Genomic DNA, 26667 nt, shown 5'->3' on the forward strand with positions numbered 1-26667 from the left:
GTTTTTTTTGTTGTGACGCGGCCCGGCCCACTGCGCCCCCCCCCCCCGTGTTCGGCGGCAGCGTCAGATGCCGCCATAGCGCGGTGTGCCGGGCGGGCGGTGCTGCAGCGAGATCCCATGCTCTTCAGCGCCCCGCTTCATCGCTTTGGACCGGAACTCCTTGGCGTTGTCGACATGAATGGTCTCCGGCAGGCCCGCGGAGGGCCAATCTGCGTCGATCCCAAGGGCGTTCAGCCAGTCACTCTTAGGCTGCACCACATGCTGGATGGCCAGTGAGACGGATAGCGCCGATGGTGGCTCAAGGGTCAGGTAGAAACCAGCCACCATACGGCTCGCGATATCGATCGCGAGCGTCAGCCAAGGCCGTTGCAAAGGCTTCCGATGGATCCGATCCACAGCGATGACATTGACCAGCGTGTGATCGATCTGGACAACTTCATAGGCTCGCTCAACCCGATAGCTGCCCGGCACCGGTCGATGGCGTTGCCGCGCGACCTTTGCCCCTTCTCGCGCCGCGGACAGCTCAGCCGGGTTCAGGGCCATCACACGCTTCCGCAGTGTAGACCAGCAAGGTGCCTTCAGCTCCTTTGCACGACATCGCCTGCGAACCTCTTTGTGAAGCGCGTTGATGCTCGGGCTCGGACGGTGACTTGAAAAACTGATCGATCGCCTCCGACACCACCGCTTCGATCTCATCCGGTAGGCGGCGGCTCCCGGTTTGCGTTCCAGGCGAAGATGCCAGAAGCGAACTGGTGAGAGGGCGCGCCTTGTAGGCCCGGATCAGCTCATAAAGGCGGGAACGTTTGACCCCCAACTCTCGGCACGCTGCGAGGAAATCAGAACGCGAGATACGCTGCTGAGTGGTCAACCGACGGATCACCGCTTCCCGCTGAACCGCCTGTTCCCAGGCGTCATCATCCGCCGCGGCGATGTCCAAACGATCGACCATGCCCTGAACCCAGAAAACACTATCTTATGTCCGATAATGAAATTAGAATCCACAAATGAAACAAGAACGACATACAGTCTCATGAATTCCGACCCAATCTCAAAAACGAAGAACCGGCAAACCCTTGAAAACAAATGGCCCACAGTCTCAAGAATTCCAGCAGTCCGACACAGAGCATGAGACGTCGACCTCAGCGTCTGCAGATACGACGGCTGAGTACGAGCGCGACGAGAGGGATCACTCGGAAAGCACTCCGATCGCCTTGCCCGCGCATGTCGCCGGATCAGGCACGCTTGATCGGTTGGTTGAGAATGCACGTGGCTACGCCAAAGCCTCGACGGCCGAGAACACCAACAGGGCTTACGCGGCCGATTGGAGTCACTTCACGCGGTGGTGTAGGATGAGAGGAACAGACCCGCTGCCCCCCTCGCCCGAACTGGTCGGCCTCTATCTGGCCGATCTGGCCGCGCCGACAAATGGGTCCCCTGCCCTAACTGTCTCGACCATAGACCGGCGTCTCTCTGGCCTCAGCTGGAATTACGGGCAACGCGGGTTCTCTCTCAACCGCAAGGACCGCCACATCGCCACGGTACTGGCCGGGATCAAGCGCAAACATGGGCGCCCGCCAGTGCAGAAGGAGGCGGTCCTGCCGGAGGACATCCTGGCGATGGTGGCTTGTCTGCCCTTCGATCTGCGCGGGCTCAGGGATCGGGCGATCCTGCTGCTGGGCTTTGCCGGTGGCTTGCGCCGCTCGGAGATCGTCAGCCTGGATATGGGCAAGGACGACACGCCCGGCAGCGGCGGCTGGATCGAGATCCTCGATGACGGCGTCGTGCTGACATTGAATGCCAAGACCGGCTGGCGTGAGGTCGAGATTGGCCGTGGATCGGCTGAGCAAACTTGCCCGGTCCATGCGCTGGAGCAGTGGCTGCATTTTGCGAAGATCGATTTTGGGCCAGTGTTCGTGCGGACCTCGCGCGATGGCAAGCGCACCCTGGACGCGCGCCTTTCGGACAAACATGTCGCCCGGCTGATCAAGGCGATGGTGCTGAAGAGCGGCATCCGTGCAGAGCTGCCCGAAGCTGATCGCCTCGCGCTGTTCTCGGGTCATTCCCTCCGCGCCGGGCTTGCCAGTTCGGCCGAGGTCGATGAGCGGTATGTGCAAAAACAGCTTGGCCACGCCAGCGCCGAAATGACCCGCCGCTATCAACGCCGCAGAGACCGGTTCCGGGTCAACCTGACCAAGGCCGCGGGACTGTGATGGGGAGTTCTCAGCTGTGAACTCCTGCACTGTGCGGTCAGTTAAGAATATGTTCACAGCTGTGAACCCGCGATCTTTCCGCCCCGCCCCGTCCCGGACTGACGGACGAGCCACCTCTCTGCTCTCAAACCGGCCGTGGACCATTCCGAACCAGGCCAGACCGCTTGGCAAGCCAGAGCAGTCCATCCGGCGAGATAGCCGATCCACACCCGTGCAGGCCGGACCCTTCCCCGCTTAACCTGCCCATTCGCGTGCCACCCTCTTTTGGCGGCGGGCGCACGATGAGACCCGCCACATCCTCGGGGAGGCAAATCACAGATCTCGCGCGATCCTTTCTGCCGACCCCCCCCTATGCCGCCTCGCGCCGCATCAACGCCATGACCATCGGACCGCAACTGAAGGCGCCGTCTTCGGCCTTGCGGGTGAGGCTGCGCAAATACCCCCCGGGCGAGGAAATCTGATCGAACCGTTCCAGCATGGCGGCCACCACTACCGCGGCCTCCTCGGGGCCCATGGCGCGTTGCGCGGCCTCCCAGGCGGATGGGGAGATGCCCATCATCGGACGCACGATGTCGGCCGCGCGCACAAGCTGATGCCAATGCCGGATCTTGTCGGGCACATAGGTTTGAATCTCGGCGCATGTGGCCAGGACCAGGCCCAGCGGGACATTGGGCAGATGCTGATCCGTAACCATGGGGTCCGGTTCTGACCGTGGTATGTCAGCGGAGCAGGCCTCGTCCGCCTTTGCTTTTTTTAAGCAAGGTTCAAGATCATAAGAGTCTGTCTTTGAATTCTGATAATGCTGCCCGGAATGGTGGTCATTGGTGCTCAGATTTTGTGTCTGAGGCTCCAGAATGTCACGTGCTTCGGTCAACGCATCGACAAGATCCGTCCGGATCGCGTCGAGATCTTCCAGTGTTAGCTTGCGGCGCAGCGCACGGGCGGTGAGCACCGCCAGATCGCCGAGCCGGTCCCAGAGGGGCATAGGCCGCGTCTCGGCCCCATAGGCCACCAGACCCGCCAAATCGCGCCGCATGAGGCTGACCGACTGGCGCAGGCGCTGATAGCGTTGCTCCGCGGCGCGGGTATCCTCGGCCAATGCGCAGATCTCTGCAAACCGGCGGGGCAGGGGGCTGAGATCAAAGCCGAACGCCTCTTTTGCGTCGCCATAGCGCCGGGCATAGCGTTTGCCATTCGGGCTGTCGCGGCGCAGGATCAGCCCGGCACGGACCAGCCCCGCCAGGTGGCGGCGCATGGTCGAACAGGGCATGCCGTTCAGGCGGGCGCAGATCGCGGCATTGGACGGATGGATAACCAGATCGGCGCTGTTGCCGCCAAGGATGGTGCCTGGGTGAAAGCTGAGCAGGGCCTGAAGCACGGTCAGCTCGCGGTCGGTCACTCCCAGGCGGGTACGGGCGGTGGCCAACTCGCGCAGCACCTCCCATTTGTTGGCGCCCTGCGGCGGCAGGTCGGGCTGCGCCGCGCACTGCTGTGCCAGCAGGGCAGCATCCATGGGTCGCCGAAACGACGTTATGGGCGTATAGGTCATGATATTCTGTCACGTGGCACAGAAAAGACGCGCCGCGAATCACTTATGACTTGCGGGAAAGGGTGCCGACCAGTATCCTGAGGGTGCTAGACAACAAGATTTGGTCTCGTGGGGCATCCGCTTTGCGGGACCTTTTCTTTACCTGTTCGTGCCTCCTGTTTTATCTGCTCTTGCTCTCAGTCTTCTCCGCGCCTTTGCCAGCGCGAATGAAGCTCTTCCAGGACGCTGTCGGCCCTGTGTTCCAGCCAATCGGCAAAGCTGCCATCGTCGATATCGAGACGCAGGCCTTGCGCGGATTTGCGCAAGGTACCCAACCGCTGCCCCGCTGCATGCAGCGAGCGGACTTTGGGTTTATCCTTGCTTTTCTGTGGTTTGGGTTTGGCGTCGCCGCGCGCGACTTCGGCCAGCACGGTGTCGAACGCCGCCTGCGACGGGTCGGTCTGTGTGTCGGCGCCCGTGACCATGTCAGTGACGGCCCGGCTGTGGGCGTCTTCGGCGAGGCGGATCAGGTGATCGGGGCTGAGATGGGTCGCTTCGATCGCCTTGGCCAGCGTGTCCCACCGGGGGCGGCCCACGCCATGGGCGGGACCGATGGCGCGGGCAAGATCCGGTGTCACGGTATCGACGATGGCCAGCGCCATCGAGATGGCCGATTTGGCCACGGTCAACACTTCGGCGACCTGCGACTGAGTGCCAAAGCCGACTTCGATCAATTCACGGGCAAAGAGGGCCTTTTCGATATAGCTGAGATCGCGGCGGGCCATGTTCTCCGAGATCTGTGCCCGGACAGCGGCGGTGTCGTCGAGCGTGGCGACCAGGGCGCGGACTTTCTCGACCTTGTCGGATTGGCGGATCGCCTCAAGCCTGCGGCGGCCATAGACCAGCAGATAGCGGTCGGGTTCGGTAGGATGGCGGCGCACGAGGATGGGCACGGTCTGGCCGTTCGCCTCGATCGCGTCGCGCAGGTCGTAGATATCCGACGGGTCCAGCCGATCGGTGAGGCGGGTATCGTCGATGGTCCGGGGATCGAGCTCCCAGACGTTGTGGCCATCCACCGCATCGCGGGCCGAGCGCAGGGCCCGATTGGCGGTCATCATCGACGGGGTCGGAGCCGTGGTGGACGGCGCAGGCCCCCCCGCAGCGGCGAGGCTGTCGAGCATCGAAAGCCGCTTTTTCCGGTTCTGTGTCATGGGCGCCCCCAGGTTTGCTGAATCAGCGCTGCGATTTCATCGTTGACGGCGTTCAGGCTTTCCATCGCGCGGTCATAGGTGGACCGGGTGAAGGCGCTGCGCTCGACCTCGTAGAGTGTCTGTTTGGTCAGGCCCGCATCGGATATGGCGGTGGATTTCAGCATCGGCGCATTCAGAACCTTTTCGGCATACATGGTGCGCAGAAAGGCGACGATCCGGTTTTGCGGTGCGTCGGTGGGTTCGTACCGGGTCAGCAGATAGCGCATCCAGTCGTGGGACATATCCGCGCCCGAATCCGCGATCACATCCATCAGATCGGCGGTCATGCGCAGAAATTGCGACATCGACATCACGTCCAGCATTTCAGGATGGATCGTCACCAGCACCCCGGTGGCCGCCGACAGCGCGGACATGGTCAGAAACCCCAGTTGCGGCGGGCAATCGATGACCACCACATCGTAATTGGCATCGACCTGGGCCAGCGCCTCTTTCACCCGGAAAAAGAACAGGCCCGCATTGCCCTGCGCCAGTGCGCGGGGGGTGTCATGCTCGAACTCCATCAGTTCGAGATTGCCTGGGATCAGATCGAGGTTCGGGATATAGGTGGGCCGGATCACATCGCGGATCGGCACCGGATCGTCATAGCGGATGGCATCGTACAGCGTGCCGCCCTGCGGCAGGTCGTATTCCGGCTGCACCCCGTGTAACGAGGTGAAGGAGGCCTGCGGGTCGAGATCGATGCCCAGCACGCGGTAGCCCTTGAGCGCCAGCCGCTGGGCCAGATGGGCCGAGGTCGTGGTCTTGCCCGAGCCGCCCTTGAAGTTCATCACGCCGATGATCTGCAAATGGTCGCCGTCGCGCCGCCCCGGCAGGTAATCGCCGGATCTGCGCGCGGTCTTTTCCAGCAGCACCCGCAACGCCTGGATATCGTGCGCCGAGTAATGCCGCCGGTTGCCCGGGGTGACTTCGGGTATGGGGCCTTTGCCATCCAGATGCAGCTTGCGCAGATAGCTGTCGTTGACACCCAGAAGGGCGGCGGCCTCTCCGCTGGTGAAGGTGCGCATGGTTTTGGCGGCGTCGGGGGGAAACAGGCTCTCGCGCTGCGCATGAAGCTGCGTCGCGAGCGCCTCGGAATGTTGCCTTATGACTGCGTTCAGGTCATCTTGCGCAAAGATCTTGTTCATCTGCCCTATCACCTCCCGTGACGTGTTCACGGTTTCTGGCGTTTTTATGCTTCTTTTCGTGACTATTGCCGCAACAAGCGGATTCGCGCAAGGTATTTCCACATATGGTGTCTTTTCGGCACGGGGCACACAAGCGGCGCGCCATACCGGATCGGAGGGGCGCGCCCTTAACGCTCTTTCTCGTCGAGCCAGTTTTTGATGATCTCGCGATGCCGGACGCGCCCGTAGCTGGGGAAGTGGCCGCCATGCACAACCCGCACCGGCAGATCGTAAAGGCGCACCATCGACGCGTGATAGTCGGCGGCGTTGGCGTGGTAGGTGTCTTCGATCAGCGGCCCGTCATAGACGATATCGCCGGAAAACAGGATACCCGTCGCCTGTTCCCAAAGAGCGATGCCGCCGGGCGAATGGCCGGGGGTATGGATGACCTCGAAATGCCGGTCGCCCAGATCGACGATATCGCCATCGTCAAGCAGGCGGGTGGCAGGGGCGGCGCGCACGTCATATGTTGCGGACGCATAGGGCAGGGGCGGAAGGCAGTGAAAGATGTCGTCCGTTACATAAGGATCGGCCAGGATCGCGGCACGGTCGGGATGGGCGAGAATGTCGGCCTCGGCCCGGTGTACGGCGCGATCGTCAAATTCGTGATGACAGCCGATATGATCGAAATGAGTGTGGCTGGCCACGGCGGTCAGCGCCCGTTCCGTCACCAGCGGCACCCACTCGCGCAGCGAGACGACGCCCATGCCGCTATCGACCAGCATATCGCGGTCGCGGCCGCGAACATGCCAGACATTGCAACGGTAGAACTCTTGGATATGCGGCTCGTCGATGAGCGTGACTTCATCACCGACGCGGCGGATCCTGTACCAGTCTTCGGGGCGGGCGCGCTCCATCTCTAATCCTCTGCTGCAAAGACGCAAAAGGCGTCCGCATCCGCCGACAGCATCATCGTTCTCTAATCCTCTGCTGCAAAGACGCAAAAGGCGTCCGCATCCGCCGACAGCATCATCGTTTCGCCCTCGCCAGGCAAGCGACCGGGGGGAAGATGGGCGATCAGGACCCTGTCGGGGTCGGCATCCATGCTGAGATGCGCGCGGATGTGGGTGCCAAAGAAGGCCGCCGTCTTCACCCGTGCGGGGCCAAGCGGGACGGGACCGTCACCTGGACGGATCGCCTCGGGCCGGATGCAGACATTGACGGGGCCTGTCCCGTGCCCGCCAAGCGCCAGCGACCCGAGGGGCGTGTCGATCCCCGAGCCGGCCCCGCATCCGGGGATATGGTTCATCTCGCCCATGAAATCGGCGGCAAACAGCGTCGCGGGCTGGCGATAGATGCGCATCGGCGGGCCCTGATCCTCGATCCGGCCCGCGTTCATCACCACGATCCTGTCGGCGATGGCCAGGGCTTCCTCCTGATCGTGAGTGACATGGACAAAGGTGGTGCCGACCTTGCGCTGGATCGCTTTGAGTTCGTCCTGCATCGCGCGCCTGAGCTTGAGGTCGAGCGCGCCAAGCGGTTCGTCCAGCAACAGCACATCCGGTTCGACTGCCAATGCCCGGGCGAGGGCGACGCGCTGGCGCTGGCCGCCCGACATCTCATGCGGGCGCCTGGATGCGGCCCCGGCCAGCCCGACAAGATCAAGCAGAGCCTCGGCCCGGGCGTGGCGGGCGCGGCGGGCCATGCCGCCCATGCGCAGTCCGAACCCCACATTGTCGCGCAGGCTCATATGCGGAAACAGCGCATAGTCCTGAAACATCGTGGTCGTGGGACGGCGGGCCGGGGCGACATGGGTCATGTCGCGCCCGCCGATCAGAACCTGCCCCCGGGACGGGTCGATAAAGCCGCCCAGCACCGACAGGAGCGTGGTCTTGCCGCACCCCGAGGGGCCCAGAAGGGTGATGTACTCCCCCGCCTCGATCTGGAGGGCGATATCCTTGAGCGCGTGGAACGGACCGAACCAGTGGTCGATACCCGTCAGCAGCACCGGAGCTGTCATGAGCGGCGTCCCCTTGCAAAGAAAAGCTCGACACTCAGAACGACCACGACCGAGATCAGAAAGACAAGGCTGCCGATGGCGTTCAGCCGGGGCGAAAGCCCGGAGCGGAGCATCGACCAGATTTCGACCGGCAGGGTGACGTCGAAGCGGGTGAGCAGGAAGGCGATGATGAACTCATCCCAGCTGAGCGTGACCGACAGAAAGAACGCGGCCGCGATGGCGGGCGCCAGCATCGGAACGGTGATCAGCAGGATCACGCGCGCCTCATCCGCACCCAGATCGCGCGCGGCGCGTTCGGCGTTTTGCTGCTGTGCGCCCATCGAGGCATAGATGATCGCGAAAGCCAGCGGCAGGTTGATGACCACATGCCCGATCCCGGCTGTGAGCAGCGACAGCCCCAGCCCCGCGCGCGTCAGCACGATCAGAAGGCCCAGACCGACAATCAAGTAGCTGACCGTGAGCGGCGCGATCAGCACCCCGCGCAGCAGCGCCGATCCGGGCAGGATGTGGCGGGCCAGCCCGTAGGCCGCCAGAAAGCCCAGCACCACAGCCAGCGTGGAGGCGCCGAGAGCAACCAGCAGCGAGTGCGCCAGCGCGCCTGTCAGATCGTCATCCCCCAGGATGTCGGCATACCAGCGCAGCGACGGCCCCTGAAACGGCGGCACCGGCAGATTGCCATCCTGAAACGAAAACAGCACCAGCACCGCAACCGGCAGGTAGATGAACACGAAAGCGGCCATGAGATAGAGCCAGGGCAGGGCGTGTCTCATATCCGGTCGAGCCTCAGCCAGCGGGCGCAGGCCAGGTAGGCCAGTGTCACGATGCCCATCAGAACGATGGCCAGCGCCGAGGCAAGCGGAAAATCGGCGCGGCGCCCAAGCTGGACCATGATCACCTGCGGCACGGTCAGTTCGGTATTGCCGCCCAGGATCTGCGGCGTGACATAGTCTCCGATGCACAGCACAAAGGTCAGAAAGGCGCCTGTGACGATGCCCGGCAGGGTCAGCGGCAGGATCACGTGGCGAAACGTCTGAAACGCACTGGCCCCCAGATCCATCGCTGCGCGGCGGTAATTCGGCGAAAGCTGGATCAGGTTGGCATAGATGGTCAGCGTCAGCAGCATGACGAAGAAATGGACAAAGCCGGTGATCGTGGCAAAGCGCGTGTTGGCAAGCGTCAGCGGCTCGGCGATGAGGCCCAGGTTGAGCAGCGTCTGGTTCACCACCCCTTCACGCGCGAGCACCAGCAGCCACGCATAAGATCGCACCACGTAGGAGGTCCAGAACGGCAGGATCGCCAACAGGAGGGTCAGCCGCTGCCAGCGCTTGGGCACGCGAAACGCAATGATCCAGGCCAGCGGATAGGCCAACAGGACCGAGACGATTGTGACCGTCAGCGTGATCTCAAGCGACACGAGGATGGCGCGCCAGAGATAGGCTTTTTCCGCCAGTTCGGCGTAATTGGCCAGCGACAGCCCCCAGACCAGCGTCCGGCCATCCAGTGTGGCCAGGCTCATCGCGCCCATCACGATAAGGGGCAGGATGAAAAAGGCAAATGTCCAGAGAAGGGCCGGGGCGACAAAGCCCCAGCCACGGGCGGTCTGCGTCACTGTTGCAGCGTGTTCAGCCACAGATCCTGCATCTCGATGTCAAGATCGGTGTCAGGCGCGGGATAAAGCTGGGTCCGGGCCAGATAGCCGGGCTGTTCGTCCCAGCGCAGCACCGCCTTTTGCGCGTCTGTCAGGATCTCGCCCGCCTTGGCGTTGGCGGGCATCCCCCAGAAACACGAGGACGTGGCCAGCCGGGCCTGACCTTCGGGGCTGGTGATGTATTTGATGAACTCCAGCGCGAGGTCGGGCTGGGATGTGCCTTGGACGATGCCGATCGACTGGGCCCAGCGAACCGCACCCTGATCGGGGATGGTCCAGGTCAGTTCGGGCTGATCCTCGGCCAGTACGGCTGTCAGCCATTCGCCGCCGCCGACAACGATATCCACCTCTCCGGTGGCCAGCGCCGTTTGCGCGGCAACCACGCCCGCGACAGAGGCCGCCCGGCCGCGCATGGTCGACAGAACCTCGCCAATGGCGTCAAGATCATCGGCGCCGATCTCGGCCGTTGGGATGCCCGCGGAAATCGCGGCCAGCCCGATCAGCGGCAGATAATAGTCATAGATCGAAATCCGGCCCTGATATGTCTCGGACCAGACGGTTGCGAGGTCTTGCATATCCGCCGGATCGACCTTGTCAGCATTATACGAGATCGTGTTGTAGCCGAATTTCTCGGTCACGGCATAGGTGACGCCATCGACGGTGTTGTTCTCGGCCATCACGACTTCGGGGAAGAAGTCAGCGATGGGCAGCGCATCCTCGGGCAGGGGGGCCAGAATGCCGCCTTCGACGGCGCGGAACACGTCGATCCCGTCGATCACCAGCACATCCCAATCGCCGGGCCGGGACTGTTCCAGCAGGGCCAGGGCGGCGCCGGTGCCCTCGTATTCGCGCAGGTTCACCTTGACGTTGTGGGCGGCCTCGAACGGTTCGATCAGCGCCGGGTCGGTATGGTCGCACCAGACCAGCGCATTCAGCTCTTGCTGGGCGGTGGCGGGGCTGGTCGCAAGAAAAAGCGCTGCGGAGCAAAGAAGAAACGAGGGCAGGCGGTTCATGTGATGTCTCCCGGTCGGATTATGGGTTGGCCGCACAGGCGCGGCGCATTACGAAAAAAGTTGAAGTCATTCAATTTTACAGTCAACACTATTTTTACCACCGCGCTCAATTCTTGATGGATCGCCATGACCGGACTGCGTGAAAAACAAAAGGCCGACCGCAAAAGACGCATCCTTGAGGCTGCGGTGACGCAATTTCGGGCAGATGGGTACCGCGCGGTGCGAATCGAGGATTTGGCCGAGATGGCCGAAGTGTCGGTTGGCACGGTCTATAACTATTACAACACCAAGGGCGATATCCTGATCGCCACGGTCGCAATGGAGGTCGAGGAGGTGCTTGCCTCGGGCGCGACAATCGTCGCCGACCCGCCCGCCGGGGTTGGGGATGCCCTGTTGCAGTTGATCTTTGGCTATTACGATCATTCGCTGGAGTATCTGTCAAAAGAGATGTGGCGCACCGCCATGGCGCTGTCGATCCAGGCCCCGCAAACCCCCAACGGCCAGCGCTATAGCGCGTTGGATGCGCGTCTGTCGGCACAGGTGACCGATCTTATTCGCGCGCTTCAGGCGCGCGGCGAGGTCAAGGCCGATCTTGATGCGGAACCGCTTGGCCAGGTGATCTTTAACAATCTCAACCAGATGTTTATCGAGTTCGTCAAAGACGACGCGATGAGCCTTGAGACGCTGCGCGCGCGGGTCGCGGAGCAGACCCGCCCTGTTGCCGATTTGATCGCCAGGGCGGGGCCGGGCTGACAACGCGTCGGAGGCATCCTCATCCTTGCGGCAGAAAACCTTGCAAATCTTCCACATGATGGAACAAATGCAAGGTAAGATCACCCGAACCCATCAGAGCCGCATCGAACGCGCGCTGGCAGACCAAGCGGGCGTCGTCCTGCTGGGGCCGCGCCAGGTGGGCAAGACCACGCTGGCTCAGGATATCGCCGAGGCGCGCGACGCCGTCTATCTGGATATGGAGCGCAGAGCGGACAGACAGATCCTCGACGAGCCCGATCTTTACTTGGATGAGCAGATGGGGCGTCTGGTCGTGATTGATGAGGTTCAGTTGATACCGGGCCTGTTCGGCGCGCTGAGGGGGCAGATTGACCGCCGCCGCCGCAAGGGGCATCGCGCCGGGTAATTGCTGCTGTTGGGGTTGGCCTCCAACACGCTTTTGCAGCAAAGCGCGGACTCCTTGGCCGGGCGGGCTGCTGAACGCGGCCGGGATCGCGAGGTCCCCGGGCCCGGCGGCCTGCGCGCGGTGCCCGTGGCGGGTGCCCTTGATCGGCTGCGCACCCTATAGCCTTGCCTGCGGCGCGCCACATCCCGCAGGATCGGCACGAGACCAGCCTTTCGATCATCTCGACACCGTCGGGATACGTCGCCGCGCCCGATCCATGGCCATGCGCAGGCCCCGCATGTCGCTTCGGCTTTGCGCCATCAGAGCGTTTTTATGGAGCTTTGAGCCGCCCGTATTCCGTCTGAATCGGTTCGTTGGCCTGCATGGCATAGAGACGACAGACGAGGGTCTGACCGTTCGCTGTTGCCGGTATCCCCGGCATCCGGGGTGATTTAGATCCATCGAGCCGCGCCATTGGTAATTGCGCCAAGCGCCAGCTGCCGCTGATCGGGCGCGATCCCCGAAAATCAGCGGTTGCGTCGTCACGCGATCCCGCTTTCTATCCCAGACCAGCGCGGGCGCGATGCTGCGGATGTGAGCAATCTCAATCCGGTGGGAAGGCAGGGCGCCCAGGCTTGCATCCAAAGAGAAGGGGCTGCGGTGGCCGACATTCTGACAATCACGCTGAACCCGTCCATCGATCTTGCCACATCGGTTGCGCGGGTTGTGGCGGGGCCGAAACTGTATACCTCATCGCCCAGAGTGGATCCCGGCGGCGGCGGCGTCAACGTAGCCCGGGCGATCCGCATACTTGGCGGGCGGGCGACCGCCCTGCTGGCGGTGGGCGGCGCCACGGGAGAGCGCCTGCTTGATCTGCTGGCCACTGAGGATGTGGACACGCTGCCGGTGCCCGTCGGCGGCGAAACGCGGCAAAGCTTTGCCGTGACCGACGAGAGTAACGGCGCGCAATTCCGCTTTAGCGTGCCGGGGCACACCCTGGGGCGGGCCGATGGCGATCTGTTGCTGCAAACCATCGCCCGGGCCGCCCCCGAAGACGGTTATGTCGTGCTGAGCGGCGGTGTCGCCCCCGGTCTGGGAGACGATTTTCCACAACGCATTCAGGCCGCGATTGCGCCGCGGACCGATCGGCTGATCATGGATACGTCCAAGGCCGCGCTGGCCAGAGTGATCGCCGAACCCTCGGCGCCCGCGCTCTTGCTTCGCCTTGACCGAAGAGAAGCCGCGCAGGCGGCCCGTCGCGAGATGGAGACGCTTGACCACTCTGTGGCCTTCGCATCCGATCTGGTGGCGCGGGGTGTGGCGCGGATGGTGGTGACGGGACAGGGCGCGGAAGGGTCGATCATGGTGACCCAGACCGCCCGGTATCATTGCCGGGCCGCCGCCGGGCCGGTGCGCAGCAAGATCGGGGCGGGCGATGCCCTGGTTGGCGCGATGACGCTGGCCCTGGCCAGAGGCGACACCCCGGATCAGGCGCTGCGCTGGGGCGTTGCGGCGGCCAGTGCGACAGTCGGCACCGAAGGCACCGCGCTGTTCGCGCTGGCCGACGTGCAGGCACTTTTTGAAAGCTGCACCCTTGCCAAGGTGTAAGAAAGGCGAAGGGCCGTCCTGATCGAAGGGTCCGATCTTTTGGGGCGCCTTGACCCGGTCCTGGGGGATATCGCAGTTGCAATAGACGACAGATGAGGCCCCAAGGCGTTTGGACTGCGACTGGCAATGTCGCACAGTGCCGGTTACCGGCTGCCGGTGCCGTGATCGGATTATCCGGCAGGGTCGGTGTTTCCGCCCGGGGATTTGCGATAGACCAGTGGCGCATCGGCCTGAGCGGCGTGAGTCTGAGCCTGCGCCTGCAAGGCGCTGTGATGGGGCGACTTGACGCAAACCGGATCCGTGGCCGAGGGATCGCCCAGGATGGCCATCGCCTGACAGCGGCATCCGCCGAAGTCGATCGTCTTGCGCGCACAGCTCTGGCATGGCTCGGACATCCAGCCGGTGCCGCGATAGGCGTTGAACGCGGCCCCCTTGTACCAGATCTCGCCAAGCGGTTTATCCGCGACCCGGTCAAAGCTCAGATGCGGGATCGTCTCGGCGGCATGGCAAGGCAGGACCTTGCCGTCGGGGGTGATGTTGAGGCCGGATGTCCCCCAGCCCCCCATGCAGCGCTTGGGATACTCCTCGTGATAATCGGCCGGCACATAGTCGATCACAAGCTGCCCCTTGAGCCGCGCGCGCGCCTCTTTGACGATCCGGGTAGCCTCGCGCGCCTGATCGCGCGTCGGCATCAGCGCATCGCGGTTTTTCAGCGCCCAGCCATGGAACTGCACGGTCGCGATTTCGATGCGGCGGGCGCCCATCTCCCGCGCCATGTCCAGCGCGCGCGGCAGTTGATGCAGGTTGCGGCGGTGGAGGACCACATTGAGCGTGAGCGGAAACCCGATGTCTCCGATCCACGCGGCCACCTGCATCTTGCGCGCGAAGCCACCCGCGTAACCGCCAATCTCATCGGCCATTTCGGGATCTGTGCCTTGCAGCGACAGTTGCACATGATCGAGGCCAGCCGCATCCAGCGCCGCCAGGCGCCGTTCGGTGAGGCCGATCCCGGAGGTGATCAGGTTGGTGTAAAGACCCGCGGCACGGGCGGCGGCCACAAGCTGGGTCAGATCCCGGCGCGACGCAGGCTCACCGCCCGAAAGATGGAGCTGCAAGACACCCAGGTCCGCCGCCTCGCAAAACACCCGCGCCCATGTGGCGGTGTCGAGTTCGGCCGCCTGCCGCGCCATCTGCACCGGGTTGGAGCAATAGGGGCATGACAGCGGACAACGATGGGTCAGCTCGGCCAGCATGGCGATGGGGGGTGCGACGGTCATTCGGTCACATCCAGATAAAGACGGGTGCGCAGCGCGCCCAGAAAACCGGCGCTGTCTTTTCGGATCTGGTCGACGGGCGCGTCATAGCGTGCGGCGAGGGTGTTCGTGATCTCGCCAAAGCTGCGTGTGCCATCGACCTCCGACAGGATCGCATGGCCCACCGCATCCAGCGTCACGGCGCGTTCGGGGGCCAGCAGGACCCATGTGTCGCGCACAGTGTCGTGATGCAGGCGCACGCCACGCGGCAGGACGGGTATGTCGGTCTCGCGCATTTCAGGACGCCTCTTTCAGGCCCAGCCCCTGACCCGGGACCCAGGCGCCGGGCGGGATGCGCGCGGGTTCGACATAGGCCCCCCAAAGCGCATCGAGCTGCGCCCAGAGCACATCCGTCTTGAAGATCAGCGCCTGTGCCGCTGCGTCCTGCTTGTCGGCGGTATCCGCATGATCAAGGACCCAGGCAAGGCCGAAAGCCACGTCTTTGGGCGCTTCTTTCAGCCGGGTGCTGAAATAGCTGAGCGAGCTGTCATCCGCGAAATCGTAGTTCCTCAGAAGGCCCTCGATCCGGCTGGCATGGATCCTGGGCGCGAAAAGTTCGGTCAGGGACGACGCCACCGCTTCGAGCAGGGTCTTTTCGCGCACAAAGCGGACATAGGCATCGACCGCGAATGTCGTCGCGGGCAACACCCCCTTGCGCGAGGCGACATAATCGGGGTCAAGCCCCACTGCCTCGGCCAGCCGCAGCCAGCGGCGGATGCCCCCTTCATTCTCGGCGGTGCCGTCGTGATCCTCGATACGCGCGCGCCATTGGCGCCGCAGATCGGGGCAGTCCACCCGGCTCATGAAGGCGGCGTCCTTCATCGGGATGGCGTGCTGGTAATAGTAGCGGTTGATCACCCAGGCGCGCACCTGATCGGGCGTGCAGCCGCCGCCATGCAAAAGGTCGTGGAACGGGTGCAGATCATGATAACGCTCGGCCCCGATCTGGCGCAGGCGGGCTTCAAACGCGTCGCGGCTTGGGGTCATCTAGGTGATCTCCATTCCGTCCTGGCCGATGATCCAGCCCGCGGCCTCGGCCTGTGCTTTTTCGTCGGACGCGGGACGCAGCACCGGGTTGGTGTTGTTCATATGCACAAAGATCTTGCGGGCAATCCCCATGTCCCGGAACGCGGCGATGGAACCATCCGGGCCGCTCATCGACATATGGCCCATGCGCCTGCCGGTCTTTTCGCCCAGGCCCGCGCGCACCATCTCGTCATCGCGCCAGAGGGTGCCGTCAAAAAAGAGCAGGTTGGCCCCACGCAGCCGGTCGCGCAGGTCGTCATTCAGCATCGCGCAGCCGGGGATGTAGAACGCGGATTTGCCCTCGGCCACAAGTTCAACGCCGACGGTCTGATCGCCGATCAGGTCGGTCTGCACCGCGTCCCCCTCAAGATAGAGCGGCACCTTGCCCGGCACGGCAAAGAGCCTGGCCATCAGCCCGGGCGACAGTTCAAACGGTTGATCAAGGGCGATGGTCTTTCGCGCCACAACCGATGGGTTGAGCGCATCGAAGATCGGATTCTGGGCCAGCACATCGTGAATGCCGGCAGTGGCGAACAGGGTGAAAGACTGCATCTCGCGCAGGCTGAGCAGGCCCGCGACATGGTCGATATCGCCATTGGTGACCAGCACTGCGCGTAACGGAAGCCGGCGCAACCCTGTCGGATGAAGGACGCGCGCTTGCGCCATCTGCCCACGGATATCCGGGGACGCGTTCAAAATGGCCCAGGATGCGCCATCCGCGGACACCGCCAGCGAAGACTGTGTCAGGGACGGGATCGCACCGCCGCGCGCGAGATTGCAATTGTCACATCCACAGTTCCACTGCGGCAGGCCACCCCCGGCAGCGGCCCCCAGTATCTGCGCGCGGAACGCCATCTATGACCCCCGCGCGCAGACGCGTTCAGAACAGGACTTCGCGTTCTTCGTCGCTGTCGGGTCCATACATGTTGATCTCCATTCCGCATTCGATTTCGCGGATGATCGGTTTGGTCCAGGCCATGAGTGTTTCCTCCCAAAAATAGCGGTTTGTGTTGACGTACAAGCTGGCAGAGCGGGGCAAGAAAGGCGACTCCTAAATTCCAGGGAACGGGCGGATCCTGGCCTGTCTTGGCCCCTGTCATTCATCGTCGTTCCAGCCACCAAAAGAGATCCTCCTATTTTGTAACATACTGATTTCGCAACCAAGATATGGCTCTTTACGTCCATTGCCAGCGTATCGGACCTGAACCGCGACCACGTTTGCGTTATCCGGTCTTTGCCATACCCAATATGCCGCAAAGAGATTGCCGCGCGATGGGCTTGGACCGGTTTGGGTGGGCTGAGCGGGCATGCCGCCGCTCAGCCCGATGTTTGCCCTGCGGGCTTACTGAGGTTGCAGCGAGTCCGCCGTCCCTTGGATAAAGGCCACCAGGTCGGCCACATCGCCGGGGGTCAAAAGCTCGGAAAAGCTTGGCATCCCGCGATCGACCGCGACACCGTCAAGGATCCAGTCATGCGCGTTTTCCAACGTGCCTGGCGCGGAATACCCCAGGTTCGGGATCGCACCGCCATTGTTGACGCCCGGCACCCCGTGGCAGAACAGGCAGTTCGCCACATAGATGCCCAGGCCCGCCGAGATCCGCGCCGGATCATAGGGCACGCCCGAGACCAGTTCGGTCCGGGTCGAGATCTCGGCCTCGGGCATGGGCGCATCGGCACCGACCCGGAAGGTAAAGACCCGGCCCGCGCCGACGCGGTCGGTTGCGCGCTGCATCAGACCATAGACCCCGCCCCAGCCCACGGCGATGGTGACGTATTGCACGCCCTCATGCTCCCAGGTGTTGGGGGCGGCGACCACGCCGGAGGTGACCGGCACCTGCCAGAGCAGATCGCCATTGGTGGCGTCATAGGCGATGAACCGGCCATCCGCCGTGCCCTGGAACACCAGGTTGCCGGCGGTCGTCAGGGTGCCGCCATTCCACGGGCTGATGTATTCCGCGCGCCAGACCTCGCGCTGCGCGACCGGATCCCAGGCCAGAAGATGGCCGAAGGGCGTTGCTTCGGGGGCCACCACGTTGAAGAGATAGCCCAGGTTCCAGCCGATGCCCGACATGGTCGACATCGGTTGATGGCTGTTGAGCTGCCAGTTGGGATCGGTGGATTGCACCAGCGGCACCCCTTGCGCCGGGATATAGACCAGTCCGGTATCGGGGTTGAAGCTCATCGGATGCCAGTTATGCGCGCCATAGGCGGAGGGCACGGTTTCAAAGGGTTCGTCCAGCGAGCGGGCGGCGGGGTTCTCGATCGGGCGACCGTTGTCGTCATAGGCGGTGGCCCAGGTCGTTTCCACGAACGGCTCGGCGGAAATGAACTCTCCCGTGGCGCGGTCGATCACATAGAAAAACCCGTTTTTCGGGGCCTGCATCAGAACCGCGCGCATCTCTCCGTCGATCTCCAGATCGGCCAGGATTATGTGCTGGGTCGAGGTGTAGTCCCACGTGTCGCCCGGTGTGTTCTGATAGTGCCAGACATATTCGCCGGTATCTGGGTTCAGCGCCACGATAGAGGCCAGAAACAGGTTGTCGCCGCCCGCGGGGCTGCGCAGGTGCCGGTTCCAGGGGCTGCCATTGCCGGTGCCGATGTAAAGCAGGTTCAGATCGGGGTCGTAAGCCATCGCGTCCCAGACGGTGCCGCCGCCGCCGGCCTCCCAGTAATTGGCCGAGGGGTCCCAGGTTTCGGCGGCCATTTCCATGGCGGCGTTCTCGAACGGCTCGGAGGGGTCGCCCGGCACGGTGTACCAGCGCCAGGATTCCTCTCCGGTCGTGGCGTCATAGGCGGTGATGTACCCGCGCACGCCAAATTCCGCGCCGCCATTGCCGATCATCACCTGACCGTTGATGATCCTTGGCGCGCCGGTGACGGTATAGGACATCTCGCGGTTTTCGATGGTGTCGACACGCCAGATCCGTTCGCCGGTGGCCGCGTCAATGGCGTGCAGATAACCGTCATACGCCCCGACATAGACCTTGCCCTCATAGACGGCGACGCCCCGGTTGACCACATCGCAGCAGCCCCGGTCCCCGAACGATCCGGGCACTTCGGGGTCATACACCCAAAGCGGCTCACCGGTCACGGCATCGAGCGCATGCACGATGGACCAGGACGCGGTGACATACATCACCCCGTCGACCACGATGGGTGTGGACTGCACGCCCCGGTCGGAATTGAGGCCATAGGACCATTCCAGACCCAGCTCCGCCACATTCTCGGAGGTGATCGCGTCGAGCTGCGAATACCGGGTTTCGGCATAGTTCAGCCCGTAATTCAGCCAATTTCGATCATGGGCGTCATTGGCGATGATCGCCTCTGTATCAATCGCCCCCACGGCTGTGCGGATCTCCTCCTCCGTTATGGTTTGCGCCATGGCCGGCGCGGCCGCCAGAAAGGCGGCCCCGATGAATGAGTATCGCAGCATAATGTCCTCCTCCACAATTTTGCTGGCTTTGTCTTGCGTGCGTTCTGGGTTCTGATCACTCCGTGGTTTCGGCCAGATCGGCGATCATCTGATCGCGCATGATGAATTTCTGAGGCTTGCCGGTCACCGTCATCGGCACCGTCTGTTTGATGTGGACATGGCTCGGCACCTTGTAATGCGCGATGGCGCCCCGACAAAAGGCGCGCACATCCTCCTGTGTCAGGGTCGCACCGGCACGTGGGACAACCCAGGCGCAGACCACCTCGCCCAAATGCGCATCCGGGATACCAAAGACCTGTGCCTGCGCAATGTCCTGGTGGGTGAAAAGAAACGCTTCCACCTCGCTTGGATAGATGTTCTCACCGCCGCGCAGGATCATATCCTTGGCCCGCCCGGTGATGTGACAGTAGCCATCGGTGTCGATTGTAGCAAGATCGCCGGTCTGCATCCAGCCGTCGGTGATCGCCTCGGCGGTGCGCTCCTCATCGCCCCAATAGCCTTGCATGACGCAATAGCCGCGGGTCAAAAGCTCGCCCTGGACACCGGGCGGCACGGTGCGGCCCGCCTCATCGACGACCTTGCATTCCACATGGGGGTGAATACGCCCGACCGTGCTGACGCGTCTGTCGATGGGATCGTCGATATCGGATTGGAACGAAACCGGCGAGGTTTCGGTCATGCCATAGGCGATGGTGACCTGATCCATGTTCATTTTCTGCTGGACCTGCCGCATCACCTCGATGGGACAGGAGGCGCCGGCCATAATCCCAGTGCGCAGATGGCGCAGGTCAAAGCGGTCGAGATCGGGCACGCCCAGCTCGGCCACGAACATCGTCGGCACACCATAAAGCGCGGTGCAGCGTTCCTCGGAGACGGCCGCCAGCGTGTCTTCGGGGTCGAACCCTTCGCCGGGGACGACCATGGTGGCGCCCTTGGTGACGCAGCCCAGCGTGCCCATCACCATGCCGAAGCAATGGTAGAACGGCACCGGGATGCACAAGCGGTCGGCAGCGGTGAGCCCAAGCGTGGCGGTGACGTTGTTGGCATTGTTAACGATGTTGCGGTGGGTGAGGCAGGCGCCTTTCGGTCTGCCGGTCGTGCCGGAGGTGAACTGGATGTTGATCGGATCGGTGGCCCGAAGGTCCGCGCCGATGCGGTCGAGATCGGCGCGCGGCGTCTCGTCTCCGATGTCACACACGGCGTCGAAACCCAGCATGCCCGGCGGCGGGGTGTCTGTAATCGCGATAACCCGCTTGAGGTCGGGCAGCCCGGCCGCCGATAACGCGCCCGGCGCCGCCCCGGCCAGCTCGGGCGCAACAGCGTGCAGCATCGCAATATAGTCGGATGTCTTGAACCGATGCGCCGTGATCAGGGTGCTGCATCCTACCTTGTTGAGCGCATAATCCAGCTCATACGGGCGGTAGGCGGGATTGATACAGACCAGGATCGCCCCGATCCGGGCGGTGGCAAATTGGGTCATCAGCCACGCGCTGTGGTTCGGAGACCAGATGCCGACCCGGTCCCCGGTTTGCACGCCAAGCCGCAGCAGCCCACCGGCAAGCCGGTCGACCTGATGCGCAAAATCGGCATAGCTCCAACGGATCGCCTCGGCGCGAAAGACGGCGGCCTCGCGGTCGCCATATGCCGCGACCGCCCGGGCCAGAAGCGCCGGGATCGTCAGCTCAAGAAGCGGCGTGTCGGACCGGCCGCGCACATGCGCCATGCCGCCGATCGGGCTGCGGTCTGCCACGTGGGTGTCTCCCGATAGTGATATCCGATGCGGTGGGCCAGGGGCACGCGGCGCCCCCGCCCGGATGCGAACCCGGCCGCCCTCAGGCCCGGGCGACGTTGATCACCTGCATCTGCGTGTATTCCGCCAACCCCTCGACCGATTGCTCGACCCCGAGGCCCGAGCCCTTGAACCCCGCCATCGGGATATGCGGCCCGATATTGAGTTGCTGGTTGACCCAGACCGATCCGGCTTCGATCCGGCCCGCAATATCGGTCGCCGCATCGACGTCGGCGGAATGGACAGCGCCGCCCAGCCCGTAATCCGACGCGTTCGCCCGGGCGATGACATCGTCGATATGCTTGAAAGCGATGACCGGCAGGATCGGGCCGAACTGTTCTTCGTCCACGATCCTTTGACCATCGGTCACATCACGCACGATGGTGGGTTCGACAAAATAGCCCTTTCCGTCGCGCGGGTGCCCGCCGGCAATGATGGTGCCGCTGGCCCTGGCATCATCAAGATAACCCTTCACCTTTTCAAACTGCGCCTTGTTCTGGATCGGGCCGATGGTCGTGCCCTGTTGCAACCCGTCGCCCAGCACGGCCTGGGCCGCAATCTCTGACAGGGCGCCGCAGAATTCGTCATAGATATCCTCGTGTACATAAGCGCGCTTGACCGCGAGGCAGACCTGGCCTGCATTCAGGAACGCGCCGCCATAGACCTTTTCCGCGGTCGCGCGCACATCCACGTCCGGCAGCACGATGGAGGGATCGTTGCCGCCCATCTCGAGCGTCACGCGCTTCATCGAACTGGCAGCTGCCGCCATGATCCGCTTGCCGGTCTCGGACGAGCCGGTGAATCCAATCTTTGAGATCCCCGGATGGGTCGACATCTTGGGGCCCAGATCGTTGTCGTCGGTGATGATGTTGATCAGGCCCGGCGGGAAGATATCGGCGCAGAGCGCTGCGAGCTTCAGCGCCGAAACAGGTGTTGTCGGAGCGGGCTTGAGCACAATCGCATTGCCCGCCATCAGCGCCGGGCCGATCTTCCAGCAGCACAAGAGCAGCGGAAAGTTCCAGGCGATGATCCCGCCCACAACGCCAAGCGGTTTATGGCGCGTCTCGATGAAGAACTCGGCGTCGTCCTGGATCACGCGGTCCGGCAGGTCCAGCGTGGCGGTGTGGGCCAGATAGCCAACGCTCCACTGCACTTCGCCGATTGCCTCGGGCAGCGGCTTGCCTTGTTCGAGGGTGATGATGCGCGCCAGCTCCGCCTCGTTCTGGGCAATCGCTGCGGACAGCTCTTCGATCTTGGCCCGGCGCGTTGCCATCGAGGTGGCCTCCCAGGCCTTTTGCGCCGCCGCGGCGGCGGCGACAGCATCGTCAAGCTGTGCTTCGCTGGCATGGGGGACCCGCGCGAACGGCTCCTCTGTGGCGGGGTTGATGATGTCGAGCATCGTGTCGCCAGCGACAAGCCGCCCCCCGATGAGCATAGGATAGTCCATGAGTTCCTCCCGTTTTCCGTGGTGTGACCACGGTTTTCTCAGGGGAACCTGTCAGGTGGATGGATCAGTGCCTATAGGGCGGTTGGAGGTTTGACGGCGGATCTGTATCGCTTTGAGACAGTCGCGGCGCCTAATTGGCGATCCCGAGGTCCTTCATCCGCCTATAAAGCGTCGCCCGCCCGATCCCAAGCTGCCGCGCGGCGGCCGAGACGTTGCCCGAAGACCGTGACAATGCGCGCAGAATCGCCGAACGCTGGATTTGCGCGATATCCCGGCCCGCGCCCGGCGTGCCCAGCAGATCGGCCGCCGGTTGCGCCGCGATCGGCCCGTCCAGACCCAGATCGAATGCCAGCCGTGCCGCGCGCGTGGCCCCGATAACCAGGTCGTCGGGATCCACCGCAAGAAGGGCCGTGCCGTCAGCCTGGGTGACATCCGCGACCATGATCCGCGCGCCAGGATGGCGCAGGCGGAAATACGCGGTCTCGATCCGCCGCGCGCATTGCACCAGCGCATCGACCAGCAACAGATTGGCGGCGCTTGTCTGATCCGCCCGCACCGTGCTGATATCAAGCGCGCCGATCACCTCCCCCTCGGAGCCGAAGACAGGCGCGCCAATGCAGGTGAGCCCGGTACTGCGGGCAAAGAAATGCTCGTCGCGGTCGATGATCACGGGGCGCAGTTCGGCAAGGCTGGTGCCCATGCCATTGGTGCCCTCGACCTCTTCGGAACACAGCGCACCCGGCTCGAGCCCGATGGCGCGAAAAAACGTCTCGTCTTCGGATTTGCAACGATGATCGATCACGACGCCGGTTCGGTCGGTCAGGTAGAGACCACATCCCGCAGCGCCCACCAATTGAAACAGCCGGTCAAGCTCTGTCTCTGCCACAAAGCGAAACGTGCCGTTCTCTTGCCGGATATCCTCAAGATCGGACCCATCAAGGCGGTGCAGCCTTTTCTGATTTCCCGGATCCAGCCCGTACCGCACCATGGAGCGGAACCACGAGGCCGCAATGCTTGACCGTGCGACCGCCGAGGGCGACAACGCCCGCGCCGTCACCCGCTCGATATGAGAATTGTGATGTGTCAATGCGTTCTCCTCCAACCCTTGACCCCCATCCTAAGCGGCCCGTTCACTGGCTGCCAAGAGCGGTGGCCGCGGGCCGGGCGGCGATTGACCCCGGCCATCCGCCCGGGGCGGCCCGAGCGCGTCTTGCGGTGGCCCGGGTGGCGGCGATCACAAGATCAGACCTGGCACGCCGTGGTGGCACGCTAGCGTCGATGGGTGGCCGCTATCCTCGAAATCTCTTCATATATCCCGGCAAGGATGTTCAGACATTGCCCGGCATCTTTGAGACGGGTGTCAAATTCGGGCAGGCTTGAGATCTGCTCGATCAACAACCGTCTGCGGATAGCGCCATAGTCGTCCGTGATCCGCCGTCCTTCCGCGGTCGTCTGATAGGTCACGCCCGTGCGGCCAGACCCTTGTTTTTCAATCAGATCCGCAGAGAGGAGCTTGCGCATCGAATACTGGATATTCGGAATATCGTCCCGGTTGGTCAGCCGCGCCAGCTCCTTGATACTCTTGGCGCGGTCATTCATCCGAACGATATGCAAAAGCGCGTTTTCAGGACCGCTCGCCCCGACATCGCTGACCGAAGCAAGGCATTCGGTTTGCCATCGCCCGAACGCCTCGAAGCAGCGCATCAGGGCGAACTCCAGCTCGGTGCAGACAACCTCGGTGTCACTCTCTGAAAGATGCCAGCGATAGTCGAGGTCGTGATCCTCTGCCTTGTCCGTCATCTGCGTCTCCTCTTTTTTGAACATAGCATACCGACGATTTTGTTTGACGAAAATATGATTTTGCACATATTTTAGAATCAAAAATAGAATTTAAAATCTATCCTATAGGGAGACAACAGATGTCGATTAACGTGATGAAGGCCAAGAACGGCTTTAAGCTGGGGACTTTTTCATCCAATTGCTCATCGGGGATGACGGTGACCAAGTCACCCGACCGCTGGGTGAACAGCTGGGAAAACAACCTCAAACTTGGCAAGATGCTGGACGACGCTGGCATCGACTTCATGCTGCCGATTGCCCGCTGGATCGGTTACGGCGGAGAGACCGATTTTCACGGAGGTGTCCTGGAAACCGTGACATGGGCGACAGCGCTGCTGGCCTCGACCAAGAATATCAGCGTATTCGCCACCGTGCATACGGCTGCAAACAACCCCGTCATAGTGGCCAAGCAGATGGCCACCATGGATCAGATCGGACAGGGGCGCGCCGGTCTGAACATCGTCGCGGGCTGGAACAAGCCAGAATACGAGGCCCTGGGACTGACGCTGCCCGATGATCACGAAACGCGCTATGGATATGCGCAGGAATGGTTCGATATCGTCGAGAAGCTGTGGACGTCGGAGGCGTATTTCGACTGGGACGGAGAGTATTTCAACCTCAGGCACGTGGCGGGCGATCCCAAGCCCGTGAATGGCCGCCCTCCGATTCTGAATGCGGCGGGATCCGAGATCGGGCGCGCTTTTGCAACGGACAATGCCGACTATCTGTTCACACCGGCAATTGATCTCAGCCGGTCGGTCGAAGAAATCAAAGAGCTCAAGGCCCTGGCAGAAACCAAGGGGCGCGATGTGGGCGTGCTCACGTTCAGCCACGTTATCTGCCGCGAGACGGAGCAAGAGGCCACGGCCTTGCGGGATCGCCTCATGGGGGATCTGGCTGACTGGGACGCGGTGGACAATCTGGTCAATCTTCAGTTCGCGCATGCTCAATCGTTCCCCCATGATCTGCTTGCGCAAATCAAGAACCTGTTTGCGATGGGCCACGGCGGCTTCCCGCTGGTCGGAACGCCGCGTCAGGTCGCAGACGGGATCATCACGCTGCACCAGACCGGCTTTGCCGGGACGACACTGTCCTTTGTCGATTACGTTGAAGAGTTCCCCTATTTCCGCGACAATGTCCTGCCCTTGCTTGCACAAGCGGGGATCCGGTCATGAACCAGCCCCTGGCAAAATCGTTCACCAACGCGATGCGGGCGTTGGTGGGCAATTGTTCTGTCATCACGGCGGGGGAAGGCGAGGATATCTCGGGCCTTTTGGTGACATCCGCGATTTCGCTGAGCGCCGATCCTCCTTTGCTGCTGGCCTGCGTTAACAGGGCGTCGTCCAGTTGGCCTCTGCTGAAGAAATATCGGAAATTCGGCTGGTCGTCCCTTGGTGCGGACCACCAGAAGGTCGCCGAAAACTTCTCGGGCTTTGGTGGCCTTAAAGGTGCCGACAGATATCAAGGGGCAAAGTGGCGCCCGGCGGAGACAGGCGCGCTTTTGTTGGAGGGGGCACCGGCCGGTTTCGACTGCGCGCTTGAAGAGATGATCGACCGCGCCACCCATTCGATTGTGATCGGCCGAGTGCGCGCGATCAGGCAAAACCCGGCAGCGGGCGCGCTGGTTTACTGGAACGGGGCGTTTCGCCCCTTGCCGGGCGCGTGATGGGCTGAAAACCTCTGGCATGGCCCGGATCAATCGGCGTTTTCAAAGAAACGACAGGCGAAGGTACCGATTGACGCAAATCAAGACATGGATCGGGCTGGGCACGCTATAGGTCGATCATGCCAGCAGCCATGAACAAAACAGATCTGCTTGCGGTATTCGACAAGGATCTGGCAAAGTTGCGCAAGACCCTCGGCGGCCTCGATGAACAGACCGCCTCGTTGTCGGCGCCCGGCGATAGCGTGACACTCAAGGGTATCCTTGCACACCGTACCCATTGGATGGGCCTGTTTCACCAGTGGTACGAAGATGGCCTTGCCGGTCGCCGGGTTCATGTGCCTGCCAAAGGGTACAAGTGGAACCAGCTCAAGACATACAACGCTCCACTCTATGCCAAAGGCGAAGAAACGGCCCTGCCAGACCTGCTTTCAGACTTTGAGAGCGCGTGTAACAGGCTGCGCGCGTTCATCGAAACCCGCGATGACACGGAGTTGTACACTGCGGGCAGATATGCATGGACCGGGAAATGGACAGTTGGGCGATTTGCGGAGGCAACCGGCCCGTCGCACTTTCGGTCCGCCAACACCTACATCCGAAAGGCACTGCGTGCCGCGACCTGACAGGCCAGGGCGAGGG

At 62.9% G+C, this 26667-nt stretch carries 27 protein-coding genes; 7 read left to right on the forward strand and 20 right to left on the reverse strand.

The window, feature by feature from the left end; genetic code table 11:
• Window positions 1-63: 63 nt before the first annotated feature.
• Window positions 64-543, reverse strand: a complete 480-nt coding sequence (locus tag HEP69_RS16410; RefSeq protein ID WP_290559607.1) for a transposase family protein — start codon at window positions 541-543, stop codon at window positions 64-66.
• Window positions 524-949 (reverse strand): hypothetical protein, encoded by a 426-nt coding sequence (locus tag HEP69_RS16415; protein WP_290559608.1) that lies wholly within the window; start codon window positions 947-949, stop codon window positions 524-526. The genes HEP69_RS16410 and HEP69_RS16415 overlap by 20 nt, the downstream gene beginning before the upstream one ends.
• Before the next feature lie 256 nt (window positions 950-1205).
• Here HEP69_RS16415 and HEP69_RS16420 point away from each other — a divergent pair, with 256 nt between their 5' ends.
• Window positions 1206-2210, forward strand: coding sequence for a tyrosine-type recombinase/integrase (locus tag HEP69_RS16420; RefSeq protein ID WP_290559656.1), 1005 nt, complete (start codon window positions 1206-1208; stop codon window positions 2208-2210).
• 349 nt (window positions 2211-2559) lie between these two features.
• Here the strand turns inward: HEP69_RS16420 and repC are convergent, their stop codons facing one another.
• The 8 genes from repC to HEP69_RS16460 all read right to left on the reverse strand — a co-directional run bounded on the left by repC (window position 2560) and on the right by HEP69_RS16460 (window position 10793).
• Complete coding sequence (gene repC / locus HEP69_RS16425; protein WP_290559609.1) at window positions 2560-3759, reverse strand: plasmid replication protein RepC; 1200 nt, start codon at window positions 3757-3759, stop codon at window positions 2560-2562.
• Between the two features lie 176 nt (window positions 3760-3935).
• A complete protein-coding gene (gene repB / locus HEP69_RS16430; RefSeq protein ID WP_290559610.1) occupies window positions 3936-4949 on the reverse strand; it encodes a plasmid partitioning protein RepB in 1014 nt (337 codons plus the stop codon).
• Complete coding sequence (repA, locus tag HEP69_RS16435; protein WP_290559611.1) at window positions 4946-6133, reverse strand: plasmid partitioning protein RepA; 1188 nt, start codon at window positions 6131-6133, stop codon at window positions 4946-4948. Before repA ends, repB begins: the two co-directional genes overlap by 4 nt.
• Before the next feature lie 167 nt (window positions 6134-6300).
• On the reverse strand, window positions 6301-7029 hold the full coding sequence (locus HEP69_RS16440; protein ID WP_290559612.1) for an MBL fold metallo-hydrolase: 729 nt from the start codon (window positions 7027-7029) through the stop codon (window positions 6301-6303).
• A 62-nt stretch (window positions 7030-7091) separates the two neighbouring features.
• Entirely contained in the window at window positions 7092-8132 is a 1041-nt protein-coding gene (locus HEP69_RS16445) for an ABC transporter ATP-binding protein (RefSeq protein WP_290559613.1), read from the reverse strand.
• Window positions 8129-8902, reverse strand: coding sequence for an ABC transporter permease (locus tag HEP69_RS16450; protein ID WP_290559614.1), 774 nt, complete (start codon window positions 8900-8902; stop codon window positions 8129-8131). Before HEP69_RS16450 ends, HEP69_RS16445 begins: the two co-directional genes overlap by 4 nt.
• Window positions 8899-9762: an ABC transporter permease gene (locus HEP69_RS16455; protein ID WP_290559615.1), complete on the reverse strand. Its 864-nt coding sequence runs from the start codon at window positions 9760-9762 to the stop codon at window positions 8899-8901. Before HEP69_RS16455 ends, HEP69_RS16450 begins: the two co-directional genes overlap by 4 nt.
• Window positions 9738-10793, reverse strand: coding sequence for an extracellular solute-binding protein (locus HEP69_RS16460; protein ID WP_290559616.1), 1056 nt, complete (start codon window positions 10791-10793; stop codon window positions 9738-9740). The genes HEP69_RS16455 and HEP69_RS16460 overlap by 25 nt, the downstream gene beginning before the upstream one ends.
• A gap of 126 nt (window positions 10794-10919) precedes the next feature.
• Between HEP69_RS16460 and HEP69_RS16465 the strand changes: the two genes are divergently transcribed.
• The 3 genes from HEP69_RS16465 (at window position 10920) to HEP69_RS16475 (ending at window position 13518) form a co-directional block, all read left to right on the forward strand.
• Window positions 10920-11546, forward strand: a complete 627-nt coding sequence (locus tag HEP69_RS16465) for a TetR/AcrR family transcriptional regulator (RefSeq protein WP_290559617.1) — start codon at window positions 10920-10922, stop codon at window positions 11544-11546.
• Window positions 11547-11613: 67 nt separating this feature from the next.
• Window positions 11614-11931, forward strand: coding sequence for an AAA family ATPase (locus HEP69_RS16470; RefSeq protein ID WP_290559618.1), 318 nt, complete (start codon window positions 11614-11616; stop codon window positions 11929-11931).
• 639 nt (window positions 11932-12570) lie between these two features.
• Window positions 12571-13518, forward strand: a complete 948-nt coding sequence (locus tag HEP69_RS16475; RefSeq protein WP_290559619.1) for a 1-phosphofructokinase family hexose kinase — start codon at window positions 12571-12573, stop codon at window positions 13516-13518.
• Window positions 13519-13688: 170 nt separating this feature from the next.
• Here HEP69_RS16475 and pqqE read toward each other — a convergent pair whose 3' ends face one another.
• From pqqE to HEP69_RS16525, 10 genes are all read right to left on the reverse strand, one after another.
• Entirely contained in the window at window positions 13689-14795 is a 1107-nt protein-coding gene (gene pqqE / locus HEP69_RS16480) for a pyrroloquinoline quinone biosynthesis protein PqqE (protein ID WP_290559620.1), read from the reverse strand.
• Window positions 14792-15067 (reverse strand): pyrroloquinoline quinone biosynthesis peptide chaperone PqqD, encoded by a 276-nt coding sequence (gene pqqD / locus HEP69_RS16485; protein WP_290559621.1) that lies wholly within the window; start codon window positions 15065-15067, stop codon window positions 14792-14794. Before pqqD ends, pqqE begins: the two co-directional genes overlap by 4 nt.
• Window position 15068: 1 nt before the next feature.
• Window positions 15069-15818 (reverse strand): pyrroloquinoline-quinone synthase PqqC, encoded by a 750-nt coding sequence (gene pqqC / locus HEP69_RS16490; RefSeq protein ID WP_290559622.1) that lies wholly within the window; start codon window positions 15816-15818, stop codon window positions 15069-15071.
• Complete coding sequence (pqqB, locus tag HEP69_RS16495; protein ID WP_290559623.1) at window positions 15819-16712, reverse strand: pyrroloquinoline quinone biosynthesis protein PqqB; 894 nt, start codon at window positions 16710-16712, stop codon at window positions 15819-15821.
• A 25-nt stretch (window positions 16713-16737) separates the two neighbouring features.
• Window positions 16738-16836: a pyrroloquinoline quinone precursor peptide PqqA gene (gene pqqA / locus HEP69_RS16500; protein WP_012177128.1), complete on the reverse strand. Its 99-nt coding sequence runs from the start codon at window positions 16834-16836 to the stop codon at window positions 16738-16740.
• A gap of 363 nt (window positions 16837-17199) precedes the next feature.
• Entirely contained in the window at window positions 17200-19290 is a 2091-nt protein-coding gene (locus HEP69_RS16505; RefSeq protein WP_290559624.1) for a PQQ-dependent dehydrogenase, methanol/ethanol family, read from the reverse strand.
• 55 nt (window positions 19291-19345) lie between these two features.
• Entirely contained in the window at window positions 19346-21013 is a 1668-nt protein-coding gene (locus HEP69_RS16510) for an AMP-binding protein (RefSeq protein ID WP_290559657.1), read from the reverse strand.
• Between the two features lie 109 nt (window positions 21014-21122).
• Window positions 21123-22526, reverse strand: a complete 1404-nt coding sequence (locus HEP69_RS16515; protein WP_290559625.1) for an aldehyde dehydrogenase family protein — start codon at window positions 22524-22526, stop codon at window positions 21123-21125.
• A 130-nt stretch (window positions 22527-22656) separates the two neighbouring features.
• Entirely contained in the window at window positions 22657-23613 is a 957-nt protein-coding gene (locus HEP69_RS16520) for a helix-turn-helix domain-containing protein (protein ID WP_290559626.1), read from the reverse strand.
• 182 nt (window positions 23614-23795) lie between these two features.
• Window positions 23796-24326 carry a winged helix DNA-binding protein gene (locus HEP69_RS16525; protein ID WP_290559627.1) on the reverse strand — a complete coding sequence of 177 codons (531 nt, stop codon included), beginning with the start codon at window positions 24324-24326 and terminating at the stop codon, window positions 23796-23798.
• Between the two features lie 119 nt (window positions 24327-24445).
• On the opposite strand from HEP69_RS16525, the gene HEP69_RS16530 reads away from it, so the two are divergent.
• The 3 genes from HEP69_RS16530 to HEP69_RS16540 all read left to right on the forward strand — a co-directional run bounded on the left by HEP69_RS16530 (window position 24446) and on the right by HEP69_RS16540 (window position 26651).
• Entirely contained in the window at window positions 24446-25540 is a 1095-nt protein-coding gene (locus HEP69_RS16530) for an LLM class flavin-dependent oxidoreductase (RefSeq protein WP_290559628.1), read from the forward strand.
• A complete protein-coding gene (locus HEP69_RS16535) occupies window positions 25537-26031 on the forward strand; it encodes a flavin reductase family protein (protein ID WP_290559629.1) in 495 nt (164 codons plus the stop codon). Before HEP69_RS16530 ends, HEP69_RS16535 begins: the two co-directional genes overlap by 4 nt.
• Before the next feature lie 131 nt (window positions 26032-26162).
• Complete coding sequence (locus tag HEP69_RS16540; RefSeq protein ID WP_290559630.1) at window positions 26163-26651, forward strand: ClbS/DfsB family four-helix bundle protein; 489 nt, start codon at window positions 26163-26165, stop codon at window positions 26649-26651.
• The last annotated feature ends 16 nt before the right edge of the window (window positions 26652-26667 follow it).

It is taken from the genome of Aestuariivita sp. (assembly GCF_021404545.1).
In the GTDB taxonomy this organism is placed as follows: domain Bacteria; phylum Pseudomonadota; class Alphaproteobacteria; order Rhodobacterales; family Rhodobacteraceae; genus Aestuariivita.

Excerpts from the sequence above, each read along its gene's own strand:
- HEP69_RS16525 (WP_290559627.1), bottom strand. The coding sequence starts at position 24,326 with ATGACGGACAAGGCAGAGGATCACGACCTCGACTATCGCTGGCATCTT.
- repA (WP_290559611.1), bottom strand. The coding sequence starts at position 6,133 with ATGAACAAGATCTTTGCGCAAGATGACCTGAACGCAGTCATAAGGCAA.
- pqqE (WP_290559620.1), bottom strand. The coding sequence starts at position 14,795 with ATGACCGTCGCACCCCCCATCGCCATGCTGGCCGAGCTGACCCATCGT.
- repC (WP_290559609.1), bottom strand. The coding sequence starts at position 3,759 with ATGACCTATACGCCCATAACGTCGTTTCGGCGACCCATGGATGCTGCC.
- HEP69_RS16510 (WP_290559657.1), bottom strand. The coding sequence starts at position 21,013 with ATGGCGCATGTGCGCGGCCGGTCCGACACGCCGCTTCTTGAGCTGACG.
- HEP69_RS16530 (WP_290559628.1), top strand. The coding sequence starts at position 24,446 with ATGTCGATTAACGTGATGAAGGCCAAGAACGGCTTTAAGCTGGGGACT.
- pqqC (WP_290559622.1), bottom strand. The coding sequence starts at position 15,818 with ATGACCCCAAGCCGCGACGCGTTTGAAGCCCGCCTGCGCCAGATCGGG.
- HEP69_RS16440 (WP_290559612.1), bottom strand. The coding sequence starts at position 7,029 with ATGGAGCGCGCCCGCCCCGAAGACTGGTACAGGATCCGCCGCGTCGGT.
- HEP69_RS16465 (WP_290559617.1), top strand. The coding sequence starts at position 10,920 with ATGACCGGACTGCGTGAAAAACAAAAGGCCGACCGCAAAAGACGCATC.
- pqqA (WP_012177128.1), bottom strand. The coding sequence starts at position 16,836 with ATGGCCTGGACCAAACCGATCATCCGCGAAATCGAATGCGGAATGGAG.
- HEP69_RS16515 (WP_290559625.1), bottom strand. The coding sequence starts at position 22,526 with ATGGACTATCCTATGCTCATCGGGGGGCGGCTTGTCGCTGGCGACACG.
- HEP69_RS16460 (WP_290559616.1), bottom strand. The coding sequence starts at position 10,793 with ATGAACCGCCTGCCCTCGTTTCTTCTTTGCTCCGCAGCGCTTTTTCTT.
- HEP69_RS16535 (WP_290559629.1), top strand. The coding sequence starts at position 25,537 with ATGAACCAGCCCCTGGCAAAATCGTTCACCAACGCGATGCGGGCGTTG.
- repB (WP_290559610.1), bottom strand. The coding sequence starts at position 4,949 with ATGACACAGAACCGGAAAAAGCGGCTTTCGATGCTCGACAGCCTCGCC.
- HEP69_RS16450 (WP_290559614.1), bottom strand. The coding sequence starts at position 8,902 with ATGAGACACGCCCTGCCCTGGCTCTATCTCATGGCCGCTTTCGTGTTC.
- pqqD (WP_290559621.1), bottom strand. The coding sequence starts at position 15,067 with ATGCGCGAGACCGACATACCCGTCCTGCCGCGTGGCGTGCGCCTGCAT.
- HEP69_RS16445 (WP_290559613.1), bottom strand. The coding sequence starts at position 8,132 with ATGACAGCTCCGGTGCTGCTGACGGGTATCGACCACTGGTTCGGTCCG.
- HEP69_RS16470 (WP_290559618.1), top strand. The coding sequence starts at position 11,614 with ATGCAAGGTAAGATCACCCGAACCCATCAGAGCCGCATCGAACGCGCG.
- pqqB (WP_290559623.1), bottom strand. The coding sequence starts at position 16,712 with ATGGCGTTCCGCGCGCAGATACTGGGGGCCGCTGCCGGGGGTGGCCTG.
- HEP69_RS16540 (WP_290559630.1), top strand. The coding sequence starts at position 26,163 with ATGAACAAAACAGATCTGCTTGCGGTATTCGACAAGGATCTGGCAAAG.
- HEP69_RS16505 (WP_290559624.1), bottom strand. The coding sequence starts at position 19,290 with ATGCTGCGATACTCATTCATCGGGGCCGCCTTTCTGGCGGCCGCGCCG.
- HEP69_RS16415 (WP_290559608.1), bottom strand. The coding sequence starts at position 949 with ATGGTCGATCGTTTGGACATCGCCGCGGCGGATGATGACGCCTGGGAA.
- HEP69_RS16410 (WP_290559607.1), bottom strand. The coding sequence starts at position 543 with ATGGCCCTGAACCCGGCTGAGCTGTCCGCGGCGCGAGAAGGGGCAAAG.